The organism is Gordonia humi (assembly GCF_014197435.1).
Taxonomy (GTDB): Bacteria; Actinomycetota; Actinomycetes; order Mycobacteriales; family Mycobacteriaceae; genus Gordonia; species Gordonia humi.
In genome coordinates this window covers 16,263-37,202 of the sequence record NZ_JACIFP010000001.1, presented here as the reverse complement: position 1 = coordinate 37,202, position 20,940 = coordinate 16,263, and the positions used below count along the sequence as shown (strand labels likewise).

Annotated in this window: 20 protein-coding genes; 12 read left to right on the top strand and 8 right to left on the bottom strand. The window is 67.4% G+C overall.

What is annotated here, in order from left to right:
- Window positions 1-48: 48 nt before the first annotated feature.
- The 4 genes from BKA16_RS00165 to BKA16_RS00150 all read left to right on the top strand — a co-directional run bounded on the left by BKA16_RS00165 (window position 49) and on the right by BKA16_RS00150 (window position 5,797).
- On the top strand, window positions 49-1,257 hold the full coding sequence (locus tag BKA16_RS00165; RefSeq protein WP_183368664.1) for an acetyl-CoA C-acetyltransferase: 1,209 nt from the start codon (window positions 49-51) through the stop codon (window positions 1,255-1,257).
- A gap of 36 nt (window positions 1,258-1,293) precedes the next feature.
- A complete protein-coding gene (locus tag BKA16_RS00160; RefSeq protein WP_183368663.1) occupies window positions 1,294-3,492 on the top strand; it encodes a 3-hydroxyacyl-CoA dehydrogenase NAD-binding domain-containing protein in 2,199 nt (732 codons plus the stop codon).
- 294 nt (window positions 3,493-3,786) lie between these two features.
- Entirely contained in the window at window positions 3,787-4,956 is a 1,170-nt protein-coding gene (locus tag BKA16_RS00155) for an IS30 family transposase (RefSeq protein ID WP_183368662.1), read from the top strand.
- A gap of 187 nt (window positions 4,957-5,143) precedes the next feature.
- Window positions 5,144-5,797: a hypothetical protein gene (locus BKA16_RS00150; protein ID WP_183368661.1), complete on the top strand. Its 654-nt coding sequence runs from the start codon at window positions 5,144-5,146 to the stop codon at window positions 5,795-5,797.
- A 67-nt stretch (window positions 5,798-5,864) separates the two neighbouring features.
- On the opposite strand, the gene BKA16_RS00145 is transcribed toward BKA16_RS00150, so the two are convergent.
- The gene (locus tag BKA16_RS00145) at window positions 5,865-6,650 is read right to left on the bottom strand and encodes an SGNH/GDSL hydrolase family protein (protein WP_183368660.1); all 786 of its coding nucleotides are present in this window, start codon (window positions 6,648-6,650) and stop codon (window positions 5,865-5,867) included.
- 126 nt (window positions 6,651-6,776) lie between these two features.
- Between BKA16_RS00145 and BKA16_RS00140 the strand changes: the two genes are divergently transcribed.
- Genes BKA16_RS00140 through BKA16_RS00120 form a run of 5 tightly spaced genes read left to right on the top strand, consistent with a single transcriptional unit; the run spans window position 6,777 to window position 10,152 of the window.
- On the top strand, window positions 6,777-8,039 hold the full coding sequence (locus tag BKA16_RS00140) for an alkane 1-monooxygenase (protein WP_183368659.1): 1,263 nt from the start codon (window positions 6,777-6,779) through the stop codon (window positions 8,037-8,039).
- Window positions 8,040-8,041: 2 nt separating this feature from the next.
- Complete coding sequence (locus tag BKA16_RS00135) at window positions 8,042-8,209, top strand: rubredoxin (protein WP_183368658.1); 168 nt, start codon at window positions 8,042-8,044, stop codon at window positions 8,207-8,209.
- 1 nt (window position 8,210) lies between these two features.
- The gene (locus tag BKA16_RS00130; RefSeq protein ID WP_183368657.1) at window positions 8,211-8,390 is read left to right on the top strand and encodes a rubredoxin; all 180 of its coding nucleotides are present in this window, start codon (window positions 8,211-8,213) and stop codon (window positions 8,388-8,390) included.
- Entirely contained in the window at window positions 8,387-9,553 is a 1,167-nt protein-coding gene (locus tag BKA16_RS00125; protein WP_183368656.1) for an NAD(P)/FAD-dependent oxidoreductase, read from the top strand. Before BKA16_RS00130 ends, BKA16_RS00125 begins: the two co-directional genes overlap by 4 nt.
- On the top strand, window positions 9,550-10,152 hold the full coding sequence (locus tag BKA16_RS00120; protein ID WP_183368655.1) for a TetR family transcriptional regulator: 603 nt from the start codon (window positions 9,550-9,552) through the stop codon (window positions 10,150-10,152). Before BKA16_RS00125 ends, BKA16_RS00120 begins: the two co-directional genes overlap by 4 nt.
- Window position 10,153: 1 nt before the next feature.
- Here the strand turns inward: BKA16_RS00120 and BKA16_RS00115 are convergent, their stop codons facing one another.
- The gene (locus tag BKA16_RS00115) at window positions 10,154-11,011 is read right to left on the bottom strand and encodes an alpha/beta fold hydrolase (RefSeq protein ID WP_183368654.1); all 858 of its coding nucleotides are present in this window, start codon (window positions 11,009-11,011) and stop codon (window positions 10,154-10,156) included.
- 52 nt (window positions 11,012-11,063) lie between these two features.
- On the opposite strand from BKA16_RS00115, the gene BKA16_RS00110 reads away from it, so the two are divergent.
- Entirely contained in the window at window positions 11,064-11,369 is a 306-nt protein-coding gene (locus tag BKA16_RS00110) for a hypothetical protein (protein WP_183368653.1), read from the top strand.
- Between the two features lie 8 nt (window positions 11,370-11,377).
- Here BKA16_RS00110 and BKA16_RS00105 read toward each other — a convergent pair whose 3' ends face one another.
- Entirely contained in the window at window positions 11,378-11,917 is a 540-nt protein-coding gene (locus BKA16_RS00105; RefSeq protein WP_183368652.1) for a potassium channel family protein, read from the bottom strand.
- 66 nt (window positions 11,918-11,983) lie between these two features.
- Between BKA16_RS00105 and BKA16_RS00100 the strand changes: the two genes are divergently transcribed.
- Window positions 11,984-12,589: a DUF3592 domain-containing protein gene (locus BKA16_RS00100; RefSeq protein ID WP_183368651.1), complete on the top strand. Its 606-nt coding sequence runs from the start codon at window positions 11,984-11,986 to the stop codon at window positions 12,587-12,589.
- A 7-nt stretch (window positions 12,590-12,596) separates the two neighbouring features.
- Here the strand turns inward: BKA16_RS00100 and BKA16_RS00095 are convergent, their stop codons facing one another.
- The 3 genes from BKA16_RS00095 to BKA16_RS00085 all read right to left on the bottom strand — a co-directional run bounded on the left by BKA16_RS00095 (window position 12,597) and on the right by BKA16_RS00085 (window position 17,530).
- The gene (locus BKA16_RS00095; protein ID WP_183372801.1) at window positions 12,597-14,651 is read right to left on the bottom strand and encodes an MMPL family transporter; all 2,055 of its coding nucleotides are present in this window, start codon (window positions 14,649-14,651) and stop codon (window positions 12,597-12,599) included.
- A 131-nt stretch (window positions 14,652-14,782) separates the two neighbouring features.
- Window positions 14,783-16,765: a M13 family metallopeptidase gene (locus BKA16_RS00090; protein ID WP_183368650.1), complete on the bottom strand. Its 1,983-nt coding sequence runs from the start codon at window positions 16,763-16,765 to the stop codon at window positions 14,783-14,785.
- A gap of 42 nt (window positions 16,766-16,807) precedes the next feature.
- Entirely contained in the window at window positions 16,808-17,530 is a 723-nt protein-coding gene (locus BKA16_RS00085) for a pirin family protein (RefSeq protein ID WP_183368649.1), read from the bottom strand.
- Window positions 17,531-17,660: 130 nt separating this feature from the next.
- On the opposite strand from BKA16_RS00085, the gene BKA16_RS00080 reads away from it, so the two are divergent.
- Complete coding sequence (locus BKA16_RS00080; RefSeq protein WP_183368648.1) at window positions 17,661-19,304, top strand: NTF2-like N-terminal transpeptidase domain-containing protein; 1,644 nt, start codon at window positions 17,661-17,663, stop codon at window positions 19,302-19,304.
- Between the two features lie 31 nt (window positions 19,305-19,335).
- Here BKA16_RS00080 and BKA16_RS00075 read toward each other — a convergent pair whose 3' ends face one another.
- On the bottom strand, window positions 19,336-19,746 hold the full coding sequence (locus BKA16_RS00075) for a DUF3054 domain-containing protein (RefSeq protein WP_183368647.1): 411 nt from the start codon (window positions 19,744-19,746) through the stop codon (window positions 19,336-19,338).
- A gap of 31 nt (window positions 19,747-19,777) precedes the next feature.
- Window positions 19,778-20,911: a lysylphosphatidylglycerol synthase transmembrane domain-containing protein gene (locus BKA16_RS00070; protein ID WP_183368646.1), complete on the bottom strand. Its 1,134-nt coding sequence runs from the start codon at window positions 20,909-20,911 to the stop codon at window positions 19,778-19,780.
- Window positions 20,912-20,940: the final 29 nt, after the last annotated feature.

Below are 20,940 nucleotides of genomic sequence, written 5' to 3'. Positions count from 1 at the left end.
TTAGCCTGTAGTTCGTAACCACTATCGGTTCGTGTGAAAGGAACACCTGTGTCCGAAGCATTCATCTACGAGGCTGTGCGTACGCCCCGTGGCAAGCAGCGTGGAGGCTCGCTGCACAGCGTCAAGCCGATCGACCTCGTCTCGGGTCTGATCAAGGGTCTTCTGGAACGCCACCCCGACCTCGACCCGACGGACATCAACGACGTCGTCCTCGGTTGCGTCTCCCCGGTCGGCGAGCAGGGCGCGGTCATCGCACGTACCGCCGCTCTGGTCTCGGGCCTCGGTGAGTCCGTTCCCGGCACGCAGATCAACCGCTTCTGCTCCTCGGGTCTCGAAGCGGTGAACCTGGCCGCGGCCAAGGTCAAGGGCGGGTTCGACGACCTGGTCCTCGCCGGCGGCGTCGAGTCGATGTCGCGCGTGCCGATGGGCAGCGACGGAGGCGCACTGTTCGCCGACCCGACCACCGCGTACGACTTCTACATCAACCCGCAGGGCATCGGCGCCGACACGATCGCCACGATCGAGGGCTTCTCGCGCGAGGACGTCGACACCTACGCCGCCGAGTCACAGCGTCGTGCCGCCGCGGCATGGGACAACGGAATCTTCTCGAAGTCGATCATTCCGGTCAAGGACATCAACGGCGTCACCCTGCTCGACAACGACGAGCACCGTCGCCCGGGCACCACGGTCGAGAGCCTGGCCAAGCTGAAGCCGGCGTTCAAGGGTCTGGCCGACATGGCGGGCTTCGACGACGTCATCATGCAGAAGTACCCGAACGTCGAGCGCGTCAACCACGTCCACACCGGCGGCAACAGCTCCGGCATCGTCGACGGTTCGGGCCTGGTCCTGATCGGCAACGAAGAGGCGGGCAAGCGCAACGGCATGACCCCGCGCGGTCGCATCGTGACATTCGGTCAGATCGGCTCGGAGCCGTCGATCATGCTCACCGGCCCGACCCCGTCGACCGAGCTCGCCCTCAAGCGCGCAGGCCTGACCGTCGACGACATCGACTACTTCGAGTTGAACGAGGCGTTCGCCTCCGTCGTCATGAAGTGGATGAAGGACCTGAACGTCCCCCACGAGAAGGTCAACATCCACGGTGGCGCCATCGCACTCGGCCACCCGCTCGGCGCGACCGGCGCGATGATCTTCGGCACCGTGCTCGACGAGCTCGAGCGCACCGGCGGCCGCTACGGTCTGGCCACCCTCTGCATCGGCGGCGGCATGGGCGTCGCGACCATCATCGAGCGTCTCTGACCGCCCCGGAACTTCAGAAGGAAACGTAACTTCATCATGACTGACAACATGATCGCGTGGGAGAAGGACGCCGACGGCGTCGTCATCCTCACCATGGACGACCCGAACCAGGGCGCCAACACGATGAACGCCACCTACCGGGCGTCGATGGCCGAGACCGTCGACCGCCTCGAGGCCGAGAAGGACGACATCACCGGTGTCGTGCTGACCTCGGCGAAGAAGACCTTCTTCGCCGGCGGCGACCTCAAGGACATGACGAGCCAGCCCAAGGACAAGTCGAAGGCCGAGCTCGCCACCGAGATCACCAACAGCACCAACGAGATGAAGGCTGTGCTCCGTCGTCTCGAGACGTTGGGCAAGCCCGTCGTCGCCGCGGTCAACGGCGCCGCGCTCGGCGGCGGCCTGGAGATCGCGCTGCACTGCCACTACCGCGTGGTCGCCGACGTGAAGGGCGCCGTCGTGGGTCTGCCCGAGGCGACCCTGGGTCTGCTCCCGGGCGGTGGCGGCGTGACCCGCACCGTCCGCCTGCTCGGCATCCAGCAGGCGCTCATGGGCGTGCTGCTGCAGGGCCAGCGCTTCAACCCGACCAAGGCCAAGGAGACCGGCCTGGTCGACGAGGTCGTCGGCTCCATCGACGAACTGGTCCCGGCCGCCAAGGCGTGGATCAAGGCGAACCCGGAGGCCCAGCAGCCGTTCGACGTGAAGGGCTACAAGATCCCCGGTGGATCGCCGACCAGCCCGTCGCTGGCCGCGAATCTTCCGGCGCTGCCCGCCCTCCTGCGCAAGCAGATCAAGGGTGCCAACATGCCGGCTCCGCGCGCCATCATGGCCGCCGCGGTCGAGGGCGCGTACGTCGACATCGACACCGCCGACCAGGTCGAGACCCGCTACTTCGTGTCGCTGGTGACCGGTCAGGTCGCGCAGAACATGATCAAGGCGTTCTTCTTCGATCTGCAGCACATCAACGGCGGCGGTTCGCGTCCGGACGGTTTCGACAAGTACACCGCCAAGAAGGTCGGCGTCATCGGCGCGGGCATGATGGGTGCGGCCATCGCATACGTGTCGGCCAAGGCCGGCATCGAGGTGGTCCTCAAGGACATCGACATCGAGGCCGCCAAACGAGGCAAGGGCTACTCGGAGGCCCTCGAGGCCAAGGCGCTCAAGCGGGGCAAGACCACGCAGGAGAAGAGCGACGCACTGCTGGCTCGCATCACCCCGACCGTCGACGCCGCCGACTTCAAGGGCGTCGACCTGGTGATCGAGGCCGCGTTCGAGTCGGTCGAGGTCAAGCACAAGGTGTTCCAGGAGATCGAGGACATCGTCGAGCCGGACGCGATCCTGGGTTCGAACACCTCGACGCTGCCGATCACCAGCCTCGCCGAGGGCGTCAAGCGGGCCGAGGACTTCATCGGCATCCACTTCTTCTCGCCGGTCGACAAGATGCCGCTGGTCGAGATCATCAAAGGCGAGAAGACCTCCGACGCCGTCCTGGCCAAGGTCATCGACTACACCCTGCAGATCCGCAAGACCCCGATCGTGGTCAACGACAGCCGCGGCTTCTTCACCAGCCGCGTGATCGGCACGTTCATCAACGAGGCTGTCGCGGCCGTCGGTGAGGGCATCGAGCCCGCGTTCATCGAGCAGGCCGGCGGTCAGGCCGGTTACCCGGCCCCGCCGCTGCAGCTCATGGACGAGCTGACGCTGACCCTGCCGCAGAAGATCCGCAAGGAGACCGAGGCCGCCGAGATCGCTGAGGGCAAGACCCCGGCGCAGCACGGCTCGTTCGCCGTCGTCGACTGGATGGTGGAGAACGGCCGTACCGCCCGCAAGGACGGCAAGGGCTTCTACGACTACGACGAAGACGGCAAGCGCGGTCTGCTGTGGCCCGGTCTGCGCGAGCACTTCAAGTCGGGTTCGGTCGAGATCCCGTTCGAGGACATGAAGGAGCGGATGCTCTTCGCCGAGGCACTCGAGACCGTGAAGTGCTTCGACGAGGGTGTGCTCACCTCTGTCGAAGATGCCAACATCGGTTCGATCTTCGGCATCGGCTTCCCGGCCTGGACCGGCGGCGTCGTGCAGTACATCAACGGTTACGAGGGCGGTGTCGCGGGCTTCGTCGCTCGTGCCAAGGACCTCGCCGCCAAGTACGGCGACAACTTCCTCCCGCCCGCCTCGCTCGTCGAGAAGGCAGAGGCAGGCGTCGAGTCGCTGACGAACGAGAACCTCGTCAAGTAGGTCTCGGCTTCGTCGAGACAGGCCCCGCTGCATCGGGGCGGGTTATAGCGATCCCCGCAACACCTTGAACTTCAAGGAGTTGCGGGGATCGTGTCGTTCAATGAGTTGAAAGAGATGTTTCTTGAGACGCTGAGGTGTTCGGACATCGGGATCTCAGCCGCCGCTCGCGAGGTCGGTGTCAACCGGAACACCGCGTACGGGTGGGCGCGACGGGCCGGGATCCGTGGACGTGGGGTCAGGGGGAACGGCCCTCACCCTCGTAAGTCTGAGTACGTGCAACTACGCGCCGATGGCATGTCACAGTCAGAAGCAGCGGCCAGAGTGGGCGTCAACGTGCGCTCAGCGAGGGACTGGGACCAGGGTGTCCGGCATGTGAGTAACTCCCGTATCTATCCCGATGGCACCGTGATCGATTACAACACCGGTATGACTATGCAGGTAGAAGTTCCCGCCCTGCCAGCGGTGGAGGCCGTGCTCCATCCCCGGTATCTCTCGCTCGAGGAGCGGGAGACGATCGCTGACCTGTATCGCAGTGGCATGAGCCTGCGAGCGATCGGTCGCGTGCTGGGAAGACCTGCCTCGACGATCAAGCGTGAGCTCGATGCTCGTTCTGAGGACGGCCGCTATCAGCCCTACCTCGCCCATCGCGCCTGGGCAGCGTCGAGGTCCAGGCCGAAGTCCTCGAAGCTCGTCACCCACGTGTCGTTGCGGGAGTACGTGCAGGAGAAGCTGTCGGTGCGGTGGTCGCCGGAGCAGATCAGCCACACTCTGAGGAAGGAGTTTCCCGACGACGAGAGTATGAGAGTGAGCCCGGAGACGATCTATCAGGCGTTGTACGTCCAGGCACGCGGTGGGCTCAAGCGTGAGGTCGCGGAGACACTGCGGACCGGGAGGACACGCCGGAAGCCGCGCAAGCATCCCGGCCAGCGCATGTCCAGGTTCATCGACGAGATGGTGATGATTTCGAAGCGGCCGCCCGAGATCGAGGACCGCGCGGTGCCTGGCCATTGGGAAGGTGATCTGATCGTCGGGCCAGGCAGTGCTTCGGCGATCGTGACGCTGGTGGAGCGAACGACTCGATACGTGCTCCTGGGGCATCTGCCCGGCGGGCACACCGCCGGGGAAGTCCGTGACGTGCTCATCGGGTTGATCGGTACGCTGCCTGAGCATCTGCGGGGGTCACTGACCTGGGACCAGGGCGCCGAGATGGCAGCGCATAGGCAGTTCAGCATCGCGACTGGGGTTCCGGTCTATTTCTGTGATCCGCACTCACCCTGGCAGCGGGGCAGCAACGAGAACACAAACGGGCTTCTGCGCCAGTACTTCCCGAAGAGCACGGACCTGCGGCCGTACGGGTCTGAAGACCTTGAGCACGTCGCTCAAGAGCTCAATGGTCGTCCACGCAAAACGCTCGGCTGGGATACCCCAGCCGAGCGTCTGCGTGATCTACTGATGATGCCTTAACCATCAGGTGTTGCGAGGACCCCTAGAAACTGCCCACGCTCGCCGGGGCCTGTCTCGTGTGCGCGGCGCACTATAGCCGACCTCGCCGACACCGCATCGTCGGCAGGGTCCGGCCTGTGGACACACCCTGGCGGAGACCGCGGCCTCGAGGAGATGATCGCCCCACGACGAGTACCAGGGGGATCAGATGTCGAAGAGGAACAAGGCACGAGCGAACGGGCGCCGCGCACGACGCCGCGCTGAGGACGCGTCCGATCGTCGGCTCGCGCACCGACTCGCCGCCGCGAACCCGGTGTGGACGTGGTGCTGTGTCGCCACCGAACTGAGCCGGCGTCACGGTCACACCGACGAGCGATGGTTCACGTTGATGATGGAGTTCCGGCCGTGGCGTGAGCAGCCGGACGGGACACGCGACAGGTGGACGATCGCCGACGCGCCGCCGGGCGCCCTCGACGAGATCGACGACATCCTCGATCCGTACCGGATCTGCGACTGGTACGGCACACTCACGTGGGACGAGAAGCGGAGGTGCCACAGGATGGTCCCCGGCGGATCTCGGTGTCTCGGCGCCGGACCATTCATGAGCTCGCCGGACTGTGACGCGGACGCGGAACTGTGCGACGCCGCGCGCCTGCTGCGCGATGCGTTCTACGACTTCGAAGACGCGGTGGCAGCTCATGACGAGGCACACGGCACGCGCCTGATCATGAGTGACGACCTCCGCACCGTGATCGCCTCTCTGGAAGTGGTGACCGACATCGCCGACGGCGTCGATCGGCAGTTCGACCTACTGCGTCGTCGAGCCGTATCGGCCGCCGCGACGATCGCCGCTCGAACATGACCGCTCAGAAATGGGCGACGCTCGCCATCGCCCTGCTCGCGACGTCCGGCATCTCCCGGCCCGATTCTCAGCCCGCCGCGACGCCCCCGGGCGCGACGATCGGCGTCAACTCCGGTCGCTTCGGCGTCCGACCGTCTCCCAACGAACGTCCACGGACCTTCCGCACGATCCACGGGGTGAAGAACTCCACCAACCAACGCGCATCGTCGACGGTGCGCCGCAACGGATTCGGCTCCCCGGTGAAGTCGAGGGCTCGGCCCCACCCGGGGTCGGACCCCGGGAGTCCCAACGCATGCGCCGCGCCGGCGGCGAACCGGTCGTGACCGAGGCTGGACGCGTGCAGGCGATCCGTCGACCACGAACGCCGATCCCGTAGGACCGGCGCCGCGAACAGGTCGACGAGTACGAACCCGTACCGGCGGGAGAACCCGCGCATGATGTCGTTGATCTCGAACAGTCGAGGCTCGAACGCGCGTCCGAGCGGATTGATCTGCGCGATGTCCGGAAACGTCGAGATGACCACCGTCGCACCGGATTCGGCGAGCGAGCCGTAGATCTTGTCGAGGTCGGCGTGGACGACGTCGAGGTCGGCGCGGCCGATCACGTCGTTCATGCCGAGAGGTGCGGCGATCAGGTCCGGCCGCAGTGCGAGGGCCGGTTCGAGCTGCTCGACGAGAGTGTCCCTCGTGTTCTTTCCGCGGATGGCGAGATTCGCATAGCGAAGGCCCGGGTTGACGGTCGACAGCTGCTCGGCGAGGCGATCGGCCCACCCGCGGTACAGATCGGGCCCGGCCTCGTCGCACATGCCCTCGGTCTGGGAGTCGCCGATAGCGACGAATCTCGAAAACTCCATGCATCCGATGGTAGCGACTCGGACGGCTTCATCCTCTGAGTTTTACAAATACATGGATATGTATAGACAGACGACGTGACAACGTCTAGTGTCAAGGTCACGACATCGCCGGACCAGGAGGCACTCATGGCGAACTCGACACTCGACGACAGCCCCGTCGACGCAACGACGTGGCGTGACAAGAAGCGACACCTCTGGCTGCTGGGTCTGATACCGCCGACGGCGGTCTTCCTCGCGACCGGGTTCATCGCGTTGATGAACTGGTTGCGGGACGTCCTCGACTGGGGATGGCTCGGAACCGTCTCGCCCGTGTGGTGGTGGATCGGTCCGATCCTCATCTACGTCCTGCTCCCGATTCTCGACGTGTTCTTCGGCCCGGACGGGCAGAACCCGCCGGAGGAGCTCATGGAACGACTCGAGGCGGACAAGTACTACCGGTACTGCACCTACGCGTACATCCCGTTCCAGATCGCGAGCCTGATCTTCGCCGCCTACCTGTGGACGGCGGGGCCGGGAGGCCGATTCGGGGACCTCAGCTGGCTCGGCGTCGAGGGGGGATCGCTCGGTGTCGTATCGAAGATCGGCCTCGCATTCTCGATCGGCGCGATGGGTGGAATCGGTATCAACACCGCTCACGAACTCGGCCACAAGAAGGTGTCGATGGAGCGGTGGCTCTCGAAGATCACCCTGGCGCAGACCTTCTACGGGCATTTCTTCATCGAGCACAACCGCGGTCACCACGTGCGTGTCGCGACTCCGGAGGACCCGGCCAGTTCACGCTTCGGTGAGACCTTCTGGACCTTCCTGCCGCGCAGCGTGTTCGGCAGTCTGAGATCGGCGTGGACGCTCGAGGCCAACCGCATGCGCAAGATCGGCAGGCCGGTGCTGCACCCGAGCAACGACGTGTTGAACGCCTGGGCCATGTCGATCGCGCTCTGGGGAGTGCTCGCCGCGGTCTTCGGCTGGCAGATCCTGCCGTTCATGGTGATCCAGGCGATCTACGGGTTCTCCCTGCTCGAGACCGTCAACTACCTGGAGCACTACGGCCTGCGCCGCAAGCAGAATGAGCGCGGCCGTTACGAGCGATGCACACCGTCGCACAGTTGGAACAGCGACCACATCTGCACCAACATCTTCCTGTACCACCTGCAGCGGCACAGCGACCATCACGCGAACCCGACCCGCAGGTACCAGACGCTGCGCAGCTTCGACGAGGCGCCGAATCTGCCCAGCGGCTACGCGAGCATGATCACCGTCGCGTACTTCCCGCCCCTGTGGCGCAAGGTGATGGACAAGAGGGTCCTCGCGCACTACGACGGCGACCTGACGCGCGCCAACCTGCAGCCGGGCAAGGAGTCCAAGCTGCTCGCGAAGTACGGACAGGCGTGATCATGGCCGTCTACCGCTGCGAAGTGTGCGACTACACCTACGACGAGGCCGCGGGCGATCCGCGTGAGGGCTATCCCGCGGGCACACCGTGGGCCGATGTCCCCGACGACTGGCCCTGCCCCGACTGCGGGGTCCGTGAGAAGACCGACTTCGTCCCGACGGGAGCATGACATGAACTACAAGCTGTATCGCTGCGCACAGTGCGGATTCGAGTACGACGAAGCCGAGGGCTGGCCGGAGGACGGTATCGAGCCGGGCACCCGTTGGGACGACATCCCCGACGACTGGAGCTGCCCGGACTGCGGTGCCGCCAAGGCCGACTTCGACATGGTCGAGGTCGCGCGGGGATGAGCGTCCCCGGAGTCGTGGTCGTCGGCGCGGGCACCGCGGGTGTCACCGCGGCGACCACGCTGCGCGACCGCGGATTCGACGGCCCCCTCACTCTGATTGGTGACGAGCCGGAGCATCCGTACCGCCGTACGGCGCTCACCAAGGAGCTGCTCGCCGCCGATCTGTCGGTCGACCGCATCTCCCTGCACCGGCCCGACGTGTGGGACGCGAAGGGCATCGATCTGCGACGAGGACGTCGCGTCGTCGCCGTCGAACCGGCGCGTCGGATCGTCGTCTGTGACGACGACCAGGAGATCGGCTACCGCGCACTGATACTGGCGACCGGGGCGCGGGCGGCGCGACCGGTGTGGCTGGACGGCGTCCCGACGCTGCGCATCCTGTCGGACGCACTGGCCGTCCGCGAAGTGATCGAGAGCGCGGGTCGACTGACGGTGCTCGGCGGCGGACTCATCGGACTCGAGCTCGCCGCGTCCGCGGCATCGCGCGGCATGCCCGTCGACATCGTCGAAGCAGGCGACCGGCTCGCGAGTCGCGTCGTACCGGCCGCGGTCTCGGACTGGCTGCGCGCACTGCACGAGCGTGCGGGTGTCACGGTCCGCGTCGGCGCCCGTGCGACGTCGGTGACCCCCGAGGCCATCGGGTTCGCCGATGGAACGCTCGTCGACGGACCCGTCGTCGCGGCAGTCGGAATGACGCCGAACATCGACCTGGCCGTCAGCTCCGGAATCGAGACGTCCGCGGAGGGGATCGACGTCGATGCGGTCTTCGCCACGAGTGAACCCGGCGTCTTCGCCGTCGGCGACTGCGCGGCGACCCCGGACTCGCTGACCGGCCTTCCCACCGCGGGCGGTCACTGGTTCGGTGCGACCGACCAGGGACGCGCGGTCGCATCGTCGGTCCTCGCTCATCTGACCGGCGACGCACCCGAACCGTTCCGTGACGTGCCGCGCGCCTGGACGATCCAGCACGGCGTCAACGTCCAGACGGTGGGCTGGCCGTCCGCGGGCGGCGACGTCCGGGTCGAGGGATGTCTCGACTCCGCCGATGCGGCCGTGCGGGTCAGCGTCGACGGTGAGCTGATCGGCGCGGTCACGGTCGGTCGAGCCGCGCAGGCACGCGCATTGCGGACCGAGATCGCCGCCGGGCTACGCTCGACTCCGTGAGCACCCCTACCAGACCGTCGTACGCCGAGGCGAGCAAACGGCTGTTGCGCACCTCGTTGCTCGACGGCCTGCACGATCTGCTCGTCGAGAGCGACTGGGCGCAGGTCACGATGAGCGACGTCGCGCGGGTCGCGGGGGTCAGTCGTCAGACCGTCTACAACGAATTCGGGTCGCGCAACGGTCTGGCCCAGGCGTACGCGTTGCGGCTGGTGGACCAGTTCACCGCGGAGATCGCGACCGCCGTCGAAGCCGCGCCGGGCGATGTGCGAGGTGCACTCACCGCGGGGTTCGCCGGCTTCTTCGCCGGCGCCGCGCAGGACCCGATGATCAGGTCGCTGCTGAGTGGCGAGGCGAAGCCCGACCTGCTCAAGCTCATCACCACCGACTCGGCGCCGTTGATCGAATCGGCGACGGCCAGCCTCGATCAGATCCTGCGGGACTCGTGGATCGGACTGCCCGCCGCCGTGTCGGGCCGCATCGCGCGCATGATCACGAGAATGGCACTGAGCTACATCTCGATGCCGCCGGAGGCCGACTTCGACGTCGCCGCCGACCTCGCCGCGGTGATGACCCCCGCGATCGACGCCGCACGAGGCTGACTCACCCGGCCAGGAACGCCCCGACCGTCGCCTCGAACGCGTCCTTGGCCTCGATCATCACCCAGTGTCCGCACTGGGGGAACACGTGCAGTTGCGCGTCCGGGATCAACCGCATCGGGACCAGTGCCATGTCGGGCGGGCTGACACGATCGTCTCGCCCCCAGGTCAGCAGGGTCGGGCAGGTGATCTTGTGCATCATGGCCCAGTACGGTGGGAAGTCGGCGTCGGCCAGGAACTTCTGTTGCATCGCGAATGCCGCCGAACCGTACATCATCGCCGCGGTCTTGGCGGCGTCCGGATCGATCGCCGCCTCCCATCGTTCCTCGACGAGTTCGTCGGTGACGACCTCGCGGTCGTACACCATGGAGTTCAGCCAACGGACGAGCTTCTCGCGATCGGGCGCGTCGGTGAACTCCTGAAGCAGACGCAGTCCCTCCGACGGACTGGAGCTGAAGACGTTCGGGCCGACCCCGCCGATGGTCACGAGCTTCGAGACGCGATCGGGGTGCTTGATCGCGAGGTTGACGCCGACCACCCCGCCCATCGAGTTGCCGATCATCGCTGCGGAGGAGATGCCGAGGGCGTCCATGAACCGGATGACCGACGACCCCGCCGTCATCACCGGATGGCCGTCGACGGGGTCGGAGACGCCGAATCCGGGGAACTCGACGATGTAGCAGTGGTGGGTCCGCGCGAAGAACGCCAGATTTCCGCGGTAGTTGCGCCATCCGGTCACTCCGGGGCCGCTCCCGTGCAACAACAGCAGGATCTCATCGTTGTCCTCACCCGCCTCGTGATAGCGGATGACGCCCTTGTCGGTGGCGATCTCGCGGCGGGTTCCCTCGTATGTCACGTCCATACGATCAGAATAGAACGTGTTCTACTTTTGTGTGGGCGGTACGGTGTGTCGCATGAGCATCGATTCCTCCGTCCCCCTCGTCGCCGCCGGTCTGATCGGCGGCTACAGCGTCGCGCGCTACACCGGCAGGCGTGAACTCGGCGGAGCGGTCCTGGCGGCAGCCGGGGGCGCAGCCGGCCGCTCGTGGCTCGGTCGCGGTCCGGCCGTCACCGCTGGTCTCGCGGCCCTGTACCTCGGCGCGTTCGGCGCGTCGCATCCACTCGCGAAGAAGATCGGCGCCTGGCCGTCGGTCGGAGTGGTGACCGCAGCCGCCGCTGCCGGAACGGCCGGCGTACTCGTTCTGGTCGACGACGAGTAGCGAGGCGATCACGTCGACGAACGGCCCGCGCGCAGCCGGTCGCTGACTAACAGGCTCATCAGCCGTACGCCGAGCCCTACGACGAACAGCGTCGAGACCATCTGAACGGATACGGCGATTCGCGCGCCCTCGCCCGCCGCCGTGATGTCGCCGAACCCGGTCGTGGTGAACACCGTCAGTGCGAAGTACAGAGCGTCGACGCGGTTCAGACGCTCGGTGAAGCTGGCGTGAGCGTAATCCGACAGCAGGAAGTAGGCGGTCGCGAAGACGACGAGATAGAACCCGACCACGGCGGTCAGTGTCTCGAGTGCGCCGGCCACCGGGTGTCGGGTGCGGGTCAGCCGCCGTATCTCCCAAGCGCAGAACGCGGCGAGCAACAGCACGCCGACGGCCAGACCCAGCTGGTTCCATTCGCTGTCGTGGTTGATCGGCAGGAGGAAGTAGCCGACCAGGAGGACTGTGGCGGCGCCGAGCGGTTGCAGGAGCGCACCGGCCACCATGCGTCCGCTGATCGGCCCGACGGCGAGGCGCGGTGCGTGTCTACTCATTCAGGGATAGTCGCAGATACACCGTGGAACAGGCGAATCGATGCGCGGGCATCCTATGATCGAACGATGGAACCGGGTCCGGAGAGCATCAGCCGGGCGATCGCGCTGGCGCTGGCCGCGGGCGTGTGGTCGGCCGTCTGGATCGGCGTGTTCGTCTGGATTCTCGCCGACCACCCCGGCAAGACCCTGCCGACGGTCGCGATCCTCGCCGTGTGCGCGGCGGCCTGGGCGTTCCCCGGGGCGTGGCTCGACTTGGCGGTCGGATTCGTTGCGGCCGGAGTCGGGGTCGGACTGGCCCACCTGGTCGACGCCTGGGTGCTGCTGCCGTGTCTGGCGATCGCCGTGTTCGCATGTCTGCGCTGGTGGCGGCGGGTTGCGCCGCGCATTCGGCTGTACCGATCAGGCGTCCGAGGCGTGGGTCGCGTCGTCGCCGTAGACGCCGATGTGGCACCGGAGAGGCTGAGCTCGGAGACCTCGCACACCAAGGTCCGATACGAGGTTCGATTCCGTCCGGCGGCGGGCGGCGACGCGCATACGGTCTCCGGTCGGGAGACGTTCGAGGTGGGACATCAGCCGCGCGTGCGCGACGTGGTCGACGTGTATTACCTGCCGGACGACGCGGACCGGGCCGTCGCGGTGTTCCGACATCGGCCGATGTCGGAACGGGCGTGATCGGTGCTCACGACTCGGGTCGGCGGCTGCGGCGCGACAGCGTCGACGGCCACCAGATCCGCTTCCCGACGTCGACGGCCACCGCCGGGACCAACAACGACCGCACGATCAACGTGTCGACGAGGACGCCGAACGCCACCAGGAACGCGACCTGTGCGAGGAACAGCAGCGGGATCACGGCCAGCGCCGCGAACGTCGCCGCGAGCACGATACCCGCGGCGCTGATCACACCGCCGGTGCTCGTCAGCGCCGACAGGACGCCGTCGCGGGTGCCGAGCCGTCGCGCCTCCTCGCGCGCTCGCGTCATCAGAAAGATGTTGTAGTCCACGCCGAGCGCCACCAGGAACACGAATGCGAAGAGCGGAACGACGGGGTCGGCGCCGGGGAAGTCGAACGGTCCGTTGAACAGCAGGGCGGCGACGCCGAGGGTCGTCGCGAACGACAGCACCGTGGTCGACAGCAGCAGGACAGGCGCTGCCAGCGACCGCAGCAGCACGACCAGAACGGCGAAGACCACGATCAGGACCAACGGGATCACGAGATTCCGGTCGTGACGTGCGGTCACCCGAGTGTCCAGGTCGACGGCGGTCGAACCGCCGACCAGGACGTCGTCGCCGACGGCGTCGCGGATCGCGGCGATCGTGTCTTGGGCCGCCAGGGAGTCCGGGTCGTCGGTGAGCGTCGTCTCGACCGCCGCCCTGCCGTCGCGGACCGTCGGTGAGCCGTCATCGGCGAGGACGTCCGCGCGCGCCACGCCGGGCACCGATCCGACGGTCGACGCCGTCGCATCCGCCTTGTCGGCGGGAGTGATGATCCAGGTCGGCGAACCGGAACCGGCGTCGAAGTGCTCGTCGTGCATCTGAGCCGCGGACACCGAGGCGGCGTCGCCGAGGAAGAAGTCGGTGGTCGCCACGCCGTCCGCGCGGAACATCGGTGCGAACGCCGCGCCGAGCACCAGGACGGCGAGCGTGATCGCCCACGTCCGACGCGGCGCGCGCGACACCAGACCCGCGACACGGGTCCACAGACGATGCGGCTCTGCGGCGTCGTCGGTCGTGGGGCGGCGCGGCCAGAACGCGGTCCGTCCGAGAAGCGCCAAAGCAGCGGGCAGGAAGGTGATCGAGACCAGAAATGACGCGGCGACGCCGATCGCCGCGACCGGTCCCAGACTCCGGTTGGAGTTCAGGTCGGAGAAGAGCAGGCACAGCACGCCGAGGATCACCGTGCCCGCCGAGGCGCCGATCGGAGCGATGGTCGCGCGCCAGGCGGCGACGAGCGCTCGCCGGGGATCGTCGTACTCGGTGAGACACTCGCGGTAGCGGGCCACCAGGAGCAGTGCGTAGTCGGTGGCGGCGCCGAACACGAGGATGAACAGGATGCCCTGGCTCTGACCGTTCAGTTCGAGGACACCGGCGTCGGTGAGGGCGTAGACCGCGCCCGACGCCAGTGCGAGTCCGAACACCGCGGAGATCAGCACGACGAACGGCAGGATCGGCGAGCGGTAGACGAGCACCAGGATGACCAGGACGAGTATCCCGGCGACCAGCAGGAGCACGCCGTCGATACCGGCGAACGCGTTGCTCAGGTCGGCGGCCTGCGCCGCCGGACCCGCGATGCCCACGGTGACGCCGGGCGGAGGGTTCGCCAGCACCTCGTTCAGACGGTCGATCGCGTCGGCCGGTTTCGCCGACGTCGACACCCCGACGACGAGTTGTGCGGCGCGGGCGTCGTCGGACGGCAGCGGCGGCGAGAACTGCGGTGCGAAACCGTCGGCACCCCGCAGCGGGGCGACGGCGTCGGCGAGATAGGACGAGTCCGCGGACGTCCATCCGGTCGGATTCTCGGCGACGACGATCGCTGGAAAGTAGTCGGTGTCGGTGAACTGCGGCAGGACCTCCTGCACCCGCGTCGATTCCGCCGATGCGGGCAGGAACGCGCTCGCGTCGTCGGTGGAGACCTGACTCAGCTTCCCCGCGAGCGGTCCCGTGACGCCGGCGATCGCCAGCCAGACGAGCAGCAAGATCGCCGGAACGACGACGCGGAACCCCCGATGAGTGAGCATGCCCATGTGTACCGGGTTCGGGCGACAGGCGCCAATCGCCTGCCTGCTCCGAGCGCAGTGGCCGGCCTGCGGTCACCGGGCTCGGAGCAGGTGGTCTCGACCCCGGAAGCTCCGGAGCCGAGTCGAGGGGACTACCAGATGCGCACGCGCTCGGCCGGGGCCAGATACAGGCCGTCGCCGTCGACGACGTCGAACGCGTCGTAGAAGGCGTCGACGTTGCGGACCACGCCGTTGCAGCGGAACTCGGGCGGGCTGTGCGGGTCGATCGACAGGCGACGGATAGCCTCGGCGTCGCGCGTCTTGGTACGCCAGATCTGCGCCCAGGAGAAGAACACGCGCTGTGCACCGGTCAGATCGTCGATCACGGGCGGCTCACCCGCGGTCTCGTTCGCGACGTCGTAGGCGACCAATGCGATCGACAGGCCGCCGAGGTCGCCGATGTTCTCGCCCATCGTGAACTCGCCGTTGACCTTGTACTTCTCATCGAGCCCGTTCGGCGTGAACTCGTTGTACTGCGCGGCCAGAGCCGCGGTGCGCTTACCGAACTCGGTGCGGTCGTCGTCGGTCCACCAGTCGACGAGATTGCCGTCGCCGTCGTACTTCGCGCCCTGATCGTCGAAACCGTGTCCGATCTCGTGACCGATCACCGCACCGATGCCGCCGTAGTTCGCGGCGTCGTCGGCGTCGGGATCGAAGAACGGCGCCTGCAGGATGGCCGCCGGGAAGACGATCTCGTTCATCCCCGGGTTGTAGTAGGCGTTCACCGTCTGCGGTGTCATGAACCACTCGTCGCGGTCCACCGGCTTCCCGATCTTCGCCAACTCCCGCGAGGTCTCGAACGACGCGGCGCGCCGCACATTGCCGATCAGATCCGTCCGGTCGGCCTCGAGCGTCGAGTAGTCGACCCACGTGGTCGGATACCCGATCTTCGGCGTGAACTTGTCGAGCTTGGCCAGCGCGCGCTCGCGGGTAGCGGGCGTCATCCAGTCCAGTTCGCTGATGTTGCGGCGGTACGCCTCGACCAGATTCGCGATCAACTCGTCCATCCGGGCCTTGGCCGCGGGCGGGAAGTGCTTGGCGACGTACAGCTCGCCGACGGCGAATCCGGCGGCGTCCTCGACGAAGCCGACACCGCGCTTCCACCGGTCTCGGATCTCCTCCGCGCCGGTCAGCACCTTCCCGTAGAACGCGAAGTTCTCATCGACGAACGCACTCGACAGGTACGGCGCGGCCGAGTGGAGGAGTTTCCAGCGCAGCCACGTCTTCCAGTCGTCGAGCGGGCGGGACGTCACCAACTCGCCGACCCCGGCGAAGAACGACGGCTGCCCGACGATCACCTCGGCGAAGGTCTCGGAGGTCGGGGCGTCGAGCCCGACCAGCCACGCGTCCACATCGATCCCGGCGGACCCGTCGGTGAACTCGGCGAGTGTCCGCAGGTTGTAGGTGGCTTCCGCGTCGCGGCGACGCACCACGTCCCAGTGGTGGCTCGCGATCGTCGTCTCCAGGTCGACGACGACACCCGCGAGGGAGTCGGCGTCGTCGAATCCGGCGAGGGCGAACATCGCCGCGACGTGCTCGCGGTAGGCGACGAGGGTCTCGGCGTGGTTCTCCTCGCGGTAGTACGACTCGTCGGGCAGTCCGAGACCTCCCTGTGTGACGTGCACGAGGTAGCGGTCCGATCGGCGGGCGTCGGTGTCGACGTAGAAGCCGAACAGTCCGCGAACCCCGACCCGCTGGAACGAGCCCAGGATGCGCGCCAGATCGGCGGTCGATCCGACGGTCGCGATGGCCGTCAGATAGTCGCGGATCGCGTCCAGTCCGCGCTCCTCGATCCGTTCGGTGTCCATGAATGACGCGTACAGGTCGCCGATCAGCGTCGACGCCGCGTCGTCTCCCGGATCGTCGGCGCACTGCTCGACGATGGTGCGGACATCGGATTCGGCGTTGTCACGCAGAACGTGGAAGGCGCCGTCGATGCTGCGGTCGCCGGGGATCTCGTGGGTGGTCAGCCATCTGCCGTTGACGTGGGTGAAGAGGTCGTCGGCCGCGCGCACCGCGGGATCGACCCACTCCAGGTCCAGTCCGGAACTCTGTTCGGTAGTCACATGATCCATAGTGCCCGGTCTCGGCTCCGCTCGACCAGCGGGGAGGCGCGACTACTCCCAGAGGCGTTTCGACATCGACCAGATCAGCACTTCGGCGTCGGCGACGGCGGTGATCCTCGTTCCGCCGAAGTCGGTGGCGCGGAGGGCGTCGGCGGTGCCGAGCGTCTGACCGTCGACGGCGACGGCGCCCGCAGTGACGAACAGGTGGGTGAAGCGGCCCGCGGGGACGGCCGTCGACCGCCCGACGTTCAGTCGCACCGCGTACAGCGTCGCGCCCGAGTTGGCGATCCGGACGGCTGAGTCATGCGCCGGATCGCCCGAGGCGACAGGCACGATCGTGCCCGATTCCAGATCGGAGGTGATGTCGAACTGGTCATAGCTCGGGGCCCGCCCGGGCTCGTCGGGAGTGACCCACATCTGGATCAGGTGCACCGGGTCGCTCGACTCCGCGTGGTCGTTGCGCTCGGAGTGCTCGATCCCGGTTCCCGCGCTCGTCCGCTGCGCGAGCCCAGGGTGGATGACTCCCGAATTCCCTTGGGAGTCTTGATGAATCAGCGAACCGGACAGGACCCACGTGATGATCTCGGTCTCCGCGTGAGGGTGGGTCTCGAAGCCCTGCCCGGTCGCGATGACATCCTCGTTGTGGACCAGCAGGGCGCCGTGATGCGTGTTCGACGGATCGTAGTGGTCGCCGAAGGAGAAGCTGTGCGACGACGTCAGCCAGGCGGTCTCCGTGACGACACGGTCCGCGGCGCGATGAATCGTCGGAAGCATGCCTCTATTATGCGGGCAGGGCGGATTCGACCGGCTCGGACGGTGGCGTTACCAAATCGTCACCGGTCCGATTCAGTAATGTGAGGCCCCGTGCGGTGAAACGCATGTGAACCGAGTGAAAATTGATGTCATGGCATGGAGGGGAAGCAGTGTTGCAGCGGCGACGGTGGCCGCTGCTCTCACACTGTCATTGGTCACCGGGTGCGGGTCGGGGGACAGCACCGATGCCGCGGGCGTCGTCAGCGATTACGCTGCGGCGATCGCGGACAAGAACGTCCAGGCGGCGTCGGATCTGACGACCGCCCCGGCGTCGGCGGCCGAAACGCTCGGCGCCACGTTCGCCGGCATGGCACCCGATTCCGTGACGACGTCGGTCGACGATCCCGTCGAGTACAGCGACGGCACCGCGTCGTTCACGATCAAGACCACGTGGACCTGGCCCGATCAGGGGACGTTCGAGACGAGCACGTCCGGGACCGCTCGCGAGCTCTCCAGCGGCTGGAAGGTGCAGTGGGAACCGGGACTGGTCTACCAGAACATGCCCGCCGGCGCGCGACTGCAGAAGGTCCGCACCGACGCGTCACCGGCGCCCACCGTCGACAGCCGTACCGGTAAGACGTTCATGAAGATGGAGCCGGTCGACGAGATCGTCTTCGACCCGGCCGCCGCGGGGCGCAAATCCGACGCCGCGATCAACGCGCTGGCCCGCGCCATCGAGCCGATCGCCCCGCTGGTCACCGCGGCGGTGATCCGCGAGAAGGTCGACCAGGCGGACGGACGTGCGGTGACCGCCGTCGTGCTGCGCGAAGAGGACATGGGGCTCGTCGCCTCCGACCCGGCGAAGATCGCCGGCGTCACCGTCAATCGCACCGGCAAACTCGTGATGGACGATCGACGACTCTCCAGCCCCCTCGAAACGGGGTTGACGAACTACTGGGCCGCGGTCCGCGATGCGACGGCGGGCTGGCAGGTCCAGCTGGTGACCCCGGGCAGCCGCCCCCAGCGTCTGGCGGGCAAGCAGGGGCCGCCCGCCAAGGACATCGCCACCACCGTCGATCAGAATCAGCAGCTGGTGCTGGGCGACTCGGTCGTCGACGTCGCCCAGCCCGCGACGATGATGACCTTCGACGCGTCCACCGGCGGCATCCTCGGCATGGCCCGCAACGACGCCGCCGCCAAGCGCGACGTGCAGGCCGGTACGTCGTACGCCACGGGGTCGACCTTGGATCCGGTGTTCGCGGCGGTCGACCGCGAGGCGGGCGGCGACGACGGCAAAGCGGGTCGGCTGCTGTTCCACTACGGCCTCGGCGCGAAGTTCACCGCGCCGGGGGTCAGCCTGCCCCACTCGCCGGGCACACCGAAGGTGTCCAGCGCCGACTTCTCGCCGTCGGATTACACGTCGTCGATGCTCAACATGGGTGCGCTCGGGGTGGCGCTCGCCCGCGCGGACGCCGGACGCAGCGATGCGGTCGCGCCCTACATCGTGAAGGGCGCGCAGACCAAGGTCGGCGGCGGAGAACTCGGCGAGTTCTCGCCGGACACGGCTCGCAAGATCTTGGCCGACATGGCCAAGACGGCCAAGAGCGGCGATGCGAGCGATCTGACCGGCGCCCCCGGCCTGCGCGCGCTCGTCGGCACCAACGGCCCGCAGGGGCCGGGGTGGTTCGTCGGCATCCAGGGCAAGAAGGTCCTCGTGATCTACTGCGAGGGAGACAAGTCGGGTACGGCCGCTCTCCAAGTGGCGCAGAAGTACTTCAGGGTGTCGGCTCAGTAGACCGCGTCCGCCCTTGGGCGTGCCGGGCGGATCAGCGCCGTATGCGCGACACGGCGACCGCCACGCCGCGCCAGCCGAGCAGCAGGACGCCGGTCGCAATGGTCGCGACGACGATGAACGACACCGCGGTGCCCTGATCGGCCACCACACGCAGCACCATGCCGATGACGACGGTGGCGATCCAGACGATCACTCCGGCGGGCCAGAGCTGAGCGGGACGGAACCTCGATCCGGTCACGATCGCGGTGACGCACCATCCGACGGCCCCACCGACGAGGAACGGCCACGCCGTCGAGAAGAATCCGGACAACGACGACGCCTCGTCGTGGCTGCTACGGCCGATCGTGACGAATACGCCGATGGCGACGATGTCGGCGAGCGCGGTCAGGACGACGGCCGAGGCCGGAGTGCGCACGACGGCGGCGGAGTCTGTCGAGATCATGCCTCCACGGTAGCGATGCCGATCGCAGTCGCTACTGCTCGGTCCGGGGGTCCTCGAGAGTGCCGTCCGATTCGGCGAAGCGCGCCTTGTCGACCGCCATCTCCTGGTCGAGGGTGTCGTCGGACTTGAACGCACCGCGATAGCGGACGGCGATGACCACCCAGCCGACCGCGGCGACGAGGATGTAGCTTACGACGCGGTAGATGAGCACCGCGGTGAGCGCGACGCCCGCGGGCATGCCCGCCGACGTCAGAGCGAGCTGCATGGTGATGTCGACGACGCCGATTCCACCGGGCAGCAACGGGATCGCGGTGCCGACCGCCTTCCCCGCGGCGTAGGCGACCATCAGTCCCGAGAACGACGGGTGCGCGTTCACGGCATAGCAGGCGAACGCCAGGCAGGCCACGTCGGCGACCCAGTTGAAGAAGCTCCAGCCGAAGGCGATGGCACCGTCGCGCCGGTTGAGCTGCACGGCCTCCAACTGCTCGATGATCTGCCTGAGCCGAGCGTGACCGTGGTCGCCCGGCTTGTCCCGCAGATTGTTGGTCCAGCCCAGGACTTTGAGCCCGGCGTTCTCGAGGATCTGGGGATGGCTGGCCAGATACTGCACCGCGATCGCGAACACGAGGAACCCGGTGACGGAGAAGATCACCGAGAACGGGCTGGTCTTGGCGCCCGCCAGCAGTGCGCCGCCGAGTCCGAGGACGGCGAGTCCGGCGCCGGCGAGGAGTCCGGACATGACGACCTGCCAGGACGCGATGACCGGGGTGGCGCCCCACTTGCGGCTCTCCCGGTACACGAAGGCGGGGGAGAGGACCTGGCCGCCGGGCATCGTCTGCGACACCGAATTGGACGCCAGAATCACCGCGAGCGACTCGGCCTGGCTCACCTTGACCCCTGCCGACCGCATGAGGGCGCGCTGCACCTGCGCGTAACTGTCCATCGACAGTCCGGCGGCGACGATGCAGGCGGCGACCCACGCCCAGCGGAGCTCGCCGATGTGGGCCCAGGTGTCCTTGAGCTTCGGCCAGATCAGATATCCCTCGACCCCGAGGATCACGACGACGAGGACGATGATGGTCCACCGGAGCCAGCGACGCCACGGCCGACGCTTACCAGACGGGGCGTCGGGGGCGTCGGCCGTGGCGTCGGCGTCGTCGGACATGCCGTTCACCCTACGGTGCTCGGTGCCCT

Bases quoted from the DNA above. Each gene is read 5' to 3' on its own strand.
- BKA16_RS00070 (WP_183368646.1), bottom strand. From the start codon at position 20,911: ATGTCCGACGACGCCGACGCCACGGCCGACGCCCCCGACGCCCCGTCT.
- BKA16_RS00150 (WP_183368661.1), top strand. From the start codon at position 5,144: ATGTCGAAGAGGAACAAGGCACGAGCGAACGGGCGCCGCGCACGACGC.
- BKA16_RS00140 (WP_183368659.1), top strand. From the start codon at position 6,777: ATGGCGAACTCGACACTCGACGACAGCCCCGTCGACGCAACGACGTGG.
- BKA16_RS00080 (WP_183368648.1), top strand. From the start codon at position 17,661: ATGGCATGGAGGGGAAGCAGTGTTGCAGCGGCGACGGTGGCCGCTGCT.
- BKA16_RS00115 (WP_183368654.1), bottom strand. From the start codon at position 11,011: ATGGACGTGACATACGAGGGAACCCGCCGCGAGATCGCCACCGACAAG.
- BKA16_RS00090 (WP_183368650.1), bottom strand. From the start codon at position 16,765: ATGGATCATGTGACTACCGAACAGAGTTCCGGACTGGACCTGGAGTGG.
- BKA16_RS00100 (WP_183368651.1), top strand. From the start codon at position 11,984: ATGGAACCGGGTCCGGAGAGCATCAGCCGGGCGATCGCGCTGGCGCTG.
- BKA16_RS00130 (WP_183368657.1), top strand. From the start codon at position 8,211: ATGAACTACAAGCTGTATCGCTGCGCACAGTGCGGATTCGAGTACGAC.
- BKA16_RS00075 (WP_183368647.1), bottom strand. From the start codon at position 19,746: ATGATCTCGACAGACTCCGCCGCCGTCGTGCGCACTCCGGCCTCGGCC.
- BKA16_RS00085 (WP_183368649.1), bottom strand. From the start codon at position 17,530: ATGCTTCCGACGATTCATCGCGCCGCGGACCGTGTCGTCACGGAGACC.
- BKA16_RS00145 (WP_183368660.1), bottom strand. From the start codon at position 6,650: ATGGAGTTTTCGAGATTCGTCGCTATCGGCGACTCCCAGACCGAGGGC.
- BKA16_RS00110 (WP_183368653.1), top strand. From the start codon at position 11,064: ATGAGCATCGATTCCTCCGTCCCCCTCGTCGCCGCCGGTCTGATCGGC.
- BKA16_RS00125 (WP_183368656.1), top strand. From the start codon at position 8,387: ATGAGCGTCCCCGGAGTCGTGGTCGTCGGCGCGGGCACCGCGGGTGTC.
- BKA16_RS00135 (WP_183368658.1), top strand. From the start codon at position 8,042: ATGGCCGTCTACCGCTGCGAAGTGTGCGACTACACCTACGACGAGGCC.
- BKA16_RS00095 (WP_183372801.1), bottom strand. From the start codon at position 14,651: ATGCTCACTCATCGGGGGTTCCGCGTCGTCGTTCCGGCGATCTTGCTG.
- BKA16_RS00155 (WP_183368662.1), top strand. From the start codon at position 3,787: ATGTCACAGTCAGAAGCAGCGGCCAGAGTGGGCGTCAACGTGCGCTCA.
- BKA16_RS00160 (WP_183368663.1), top strand. From the start codon at position 1,294: ATGACTGACAACATGATCGCGTGGGAGAAGGACGCCGACGGCGTCGTC.
- BKA16_RS00105 (WP_183368652.1), bottom strand. From the start codon at position 11,917: ATGAGTAGACACGCACCGCGCCTCGCCGTCGGGCCGATCAGCGGACGC.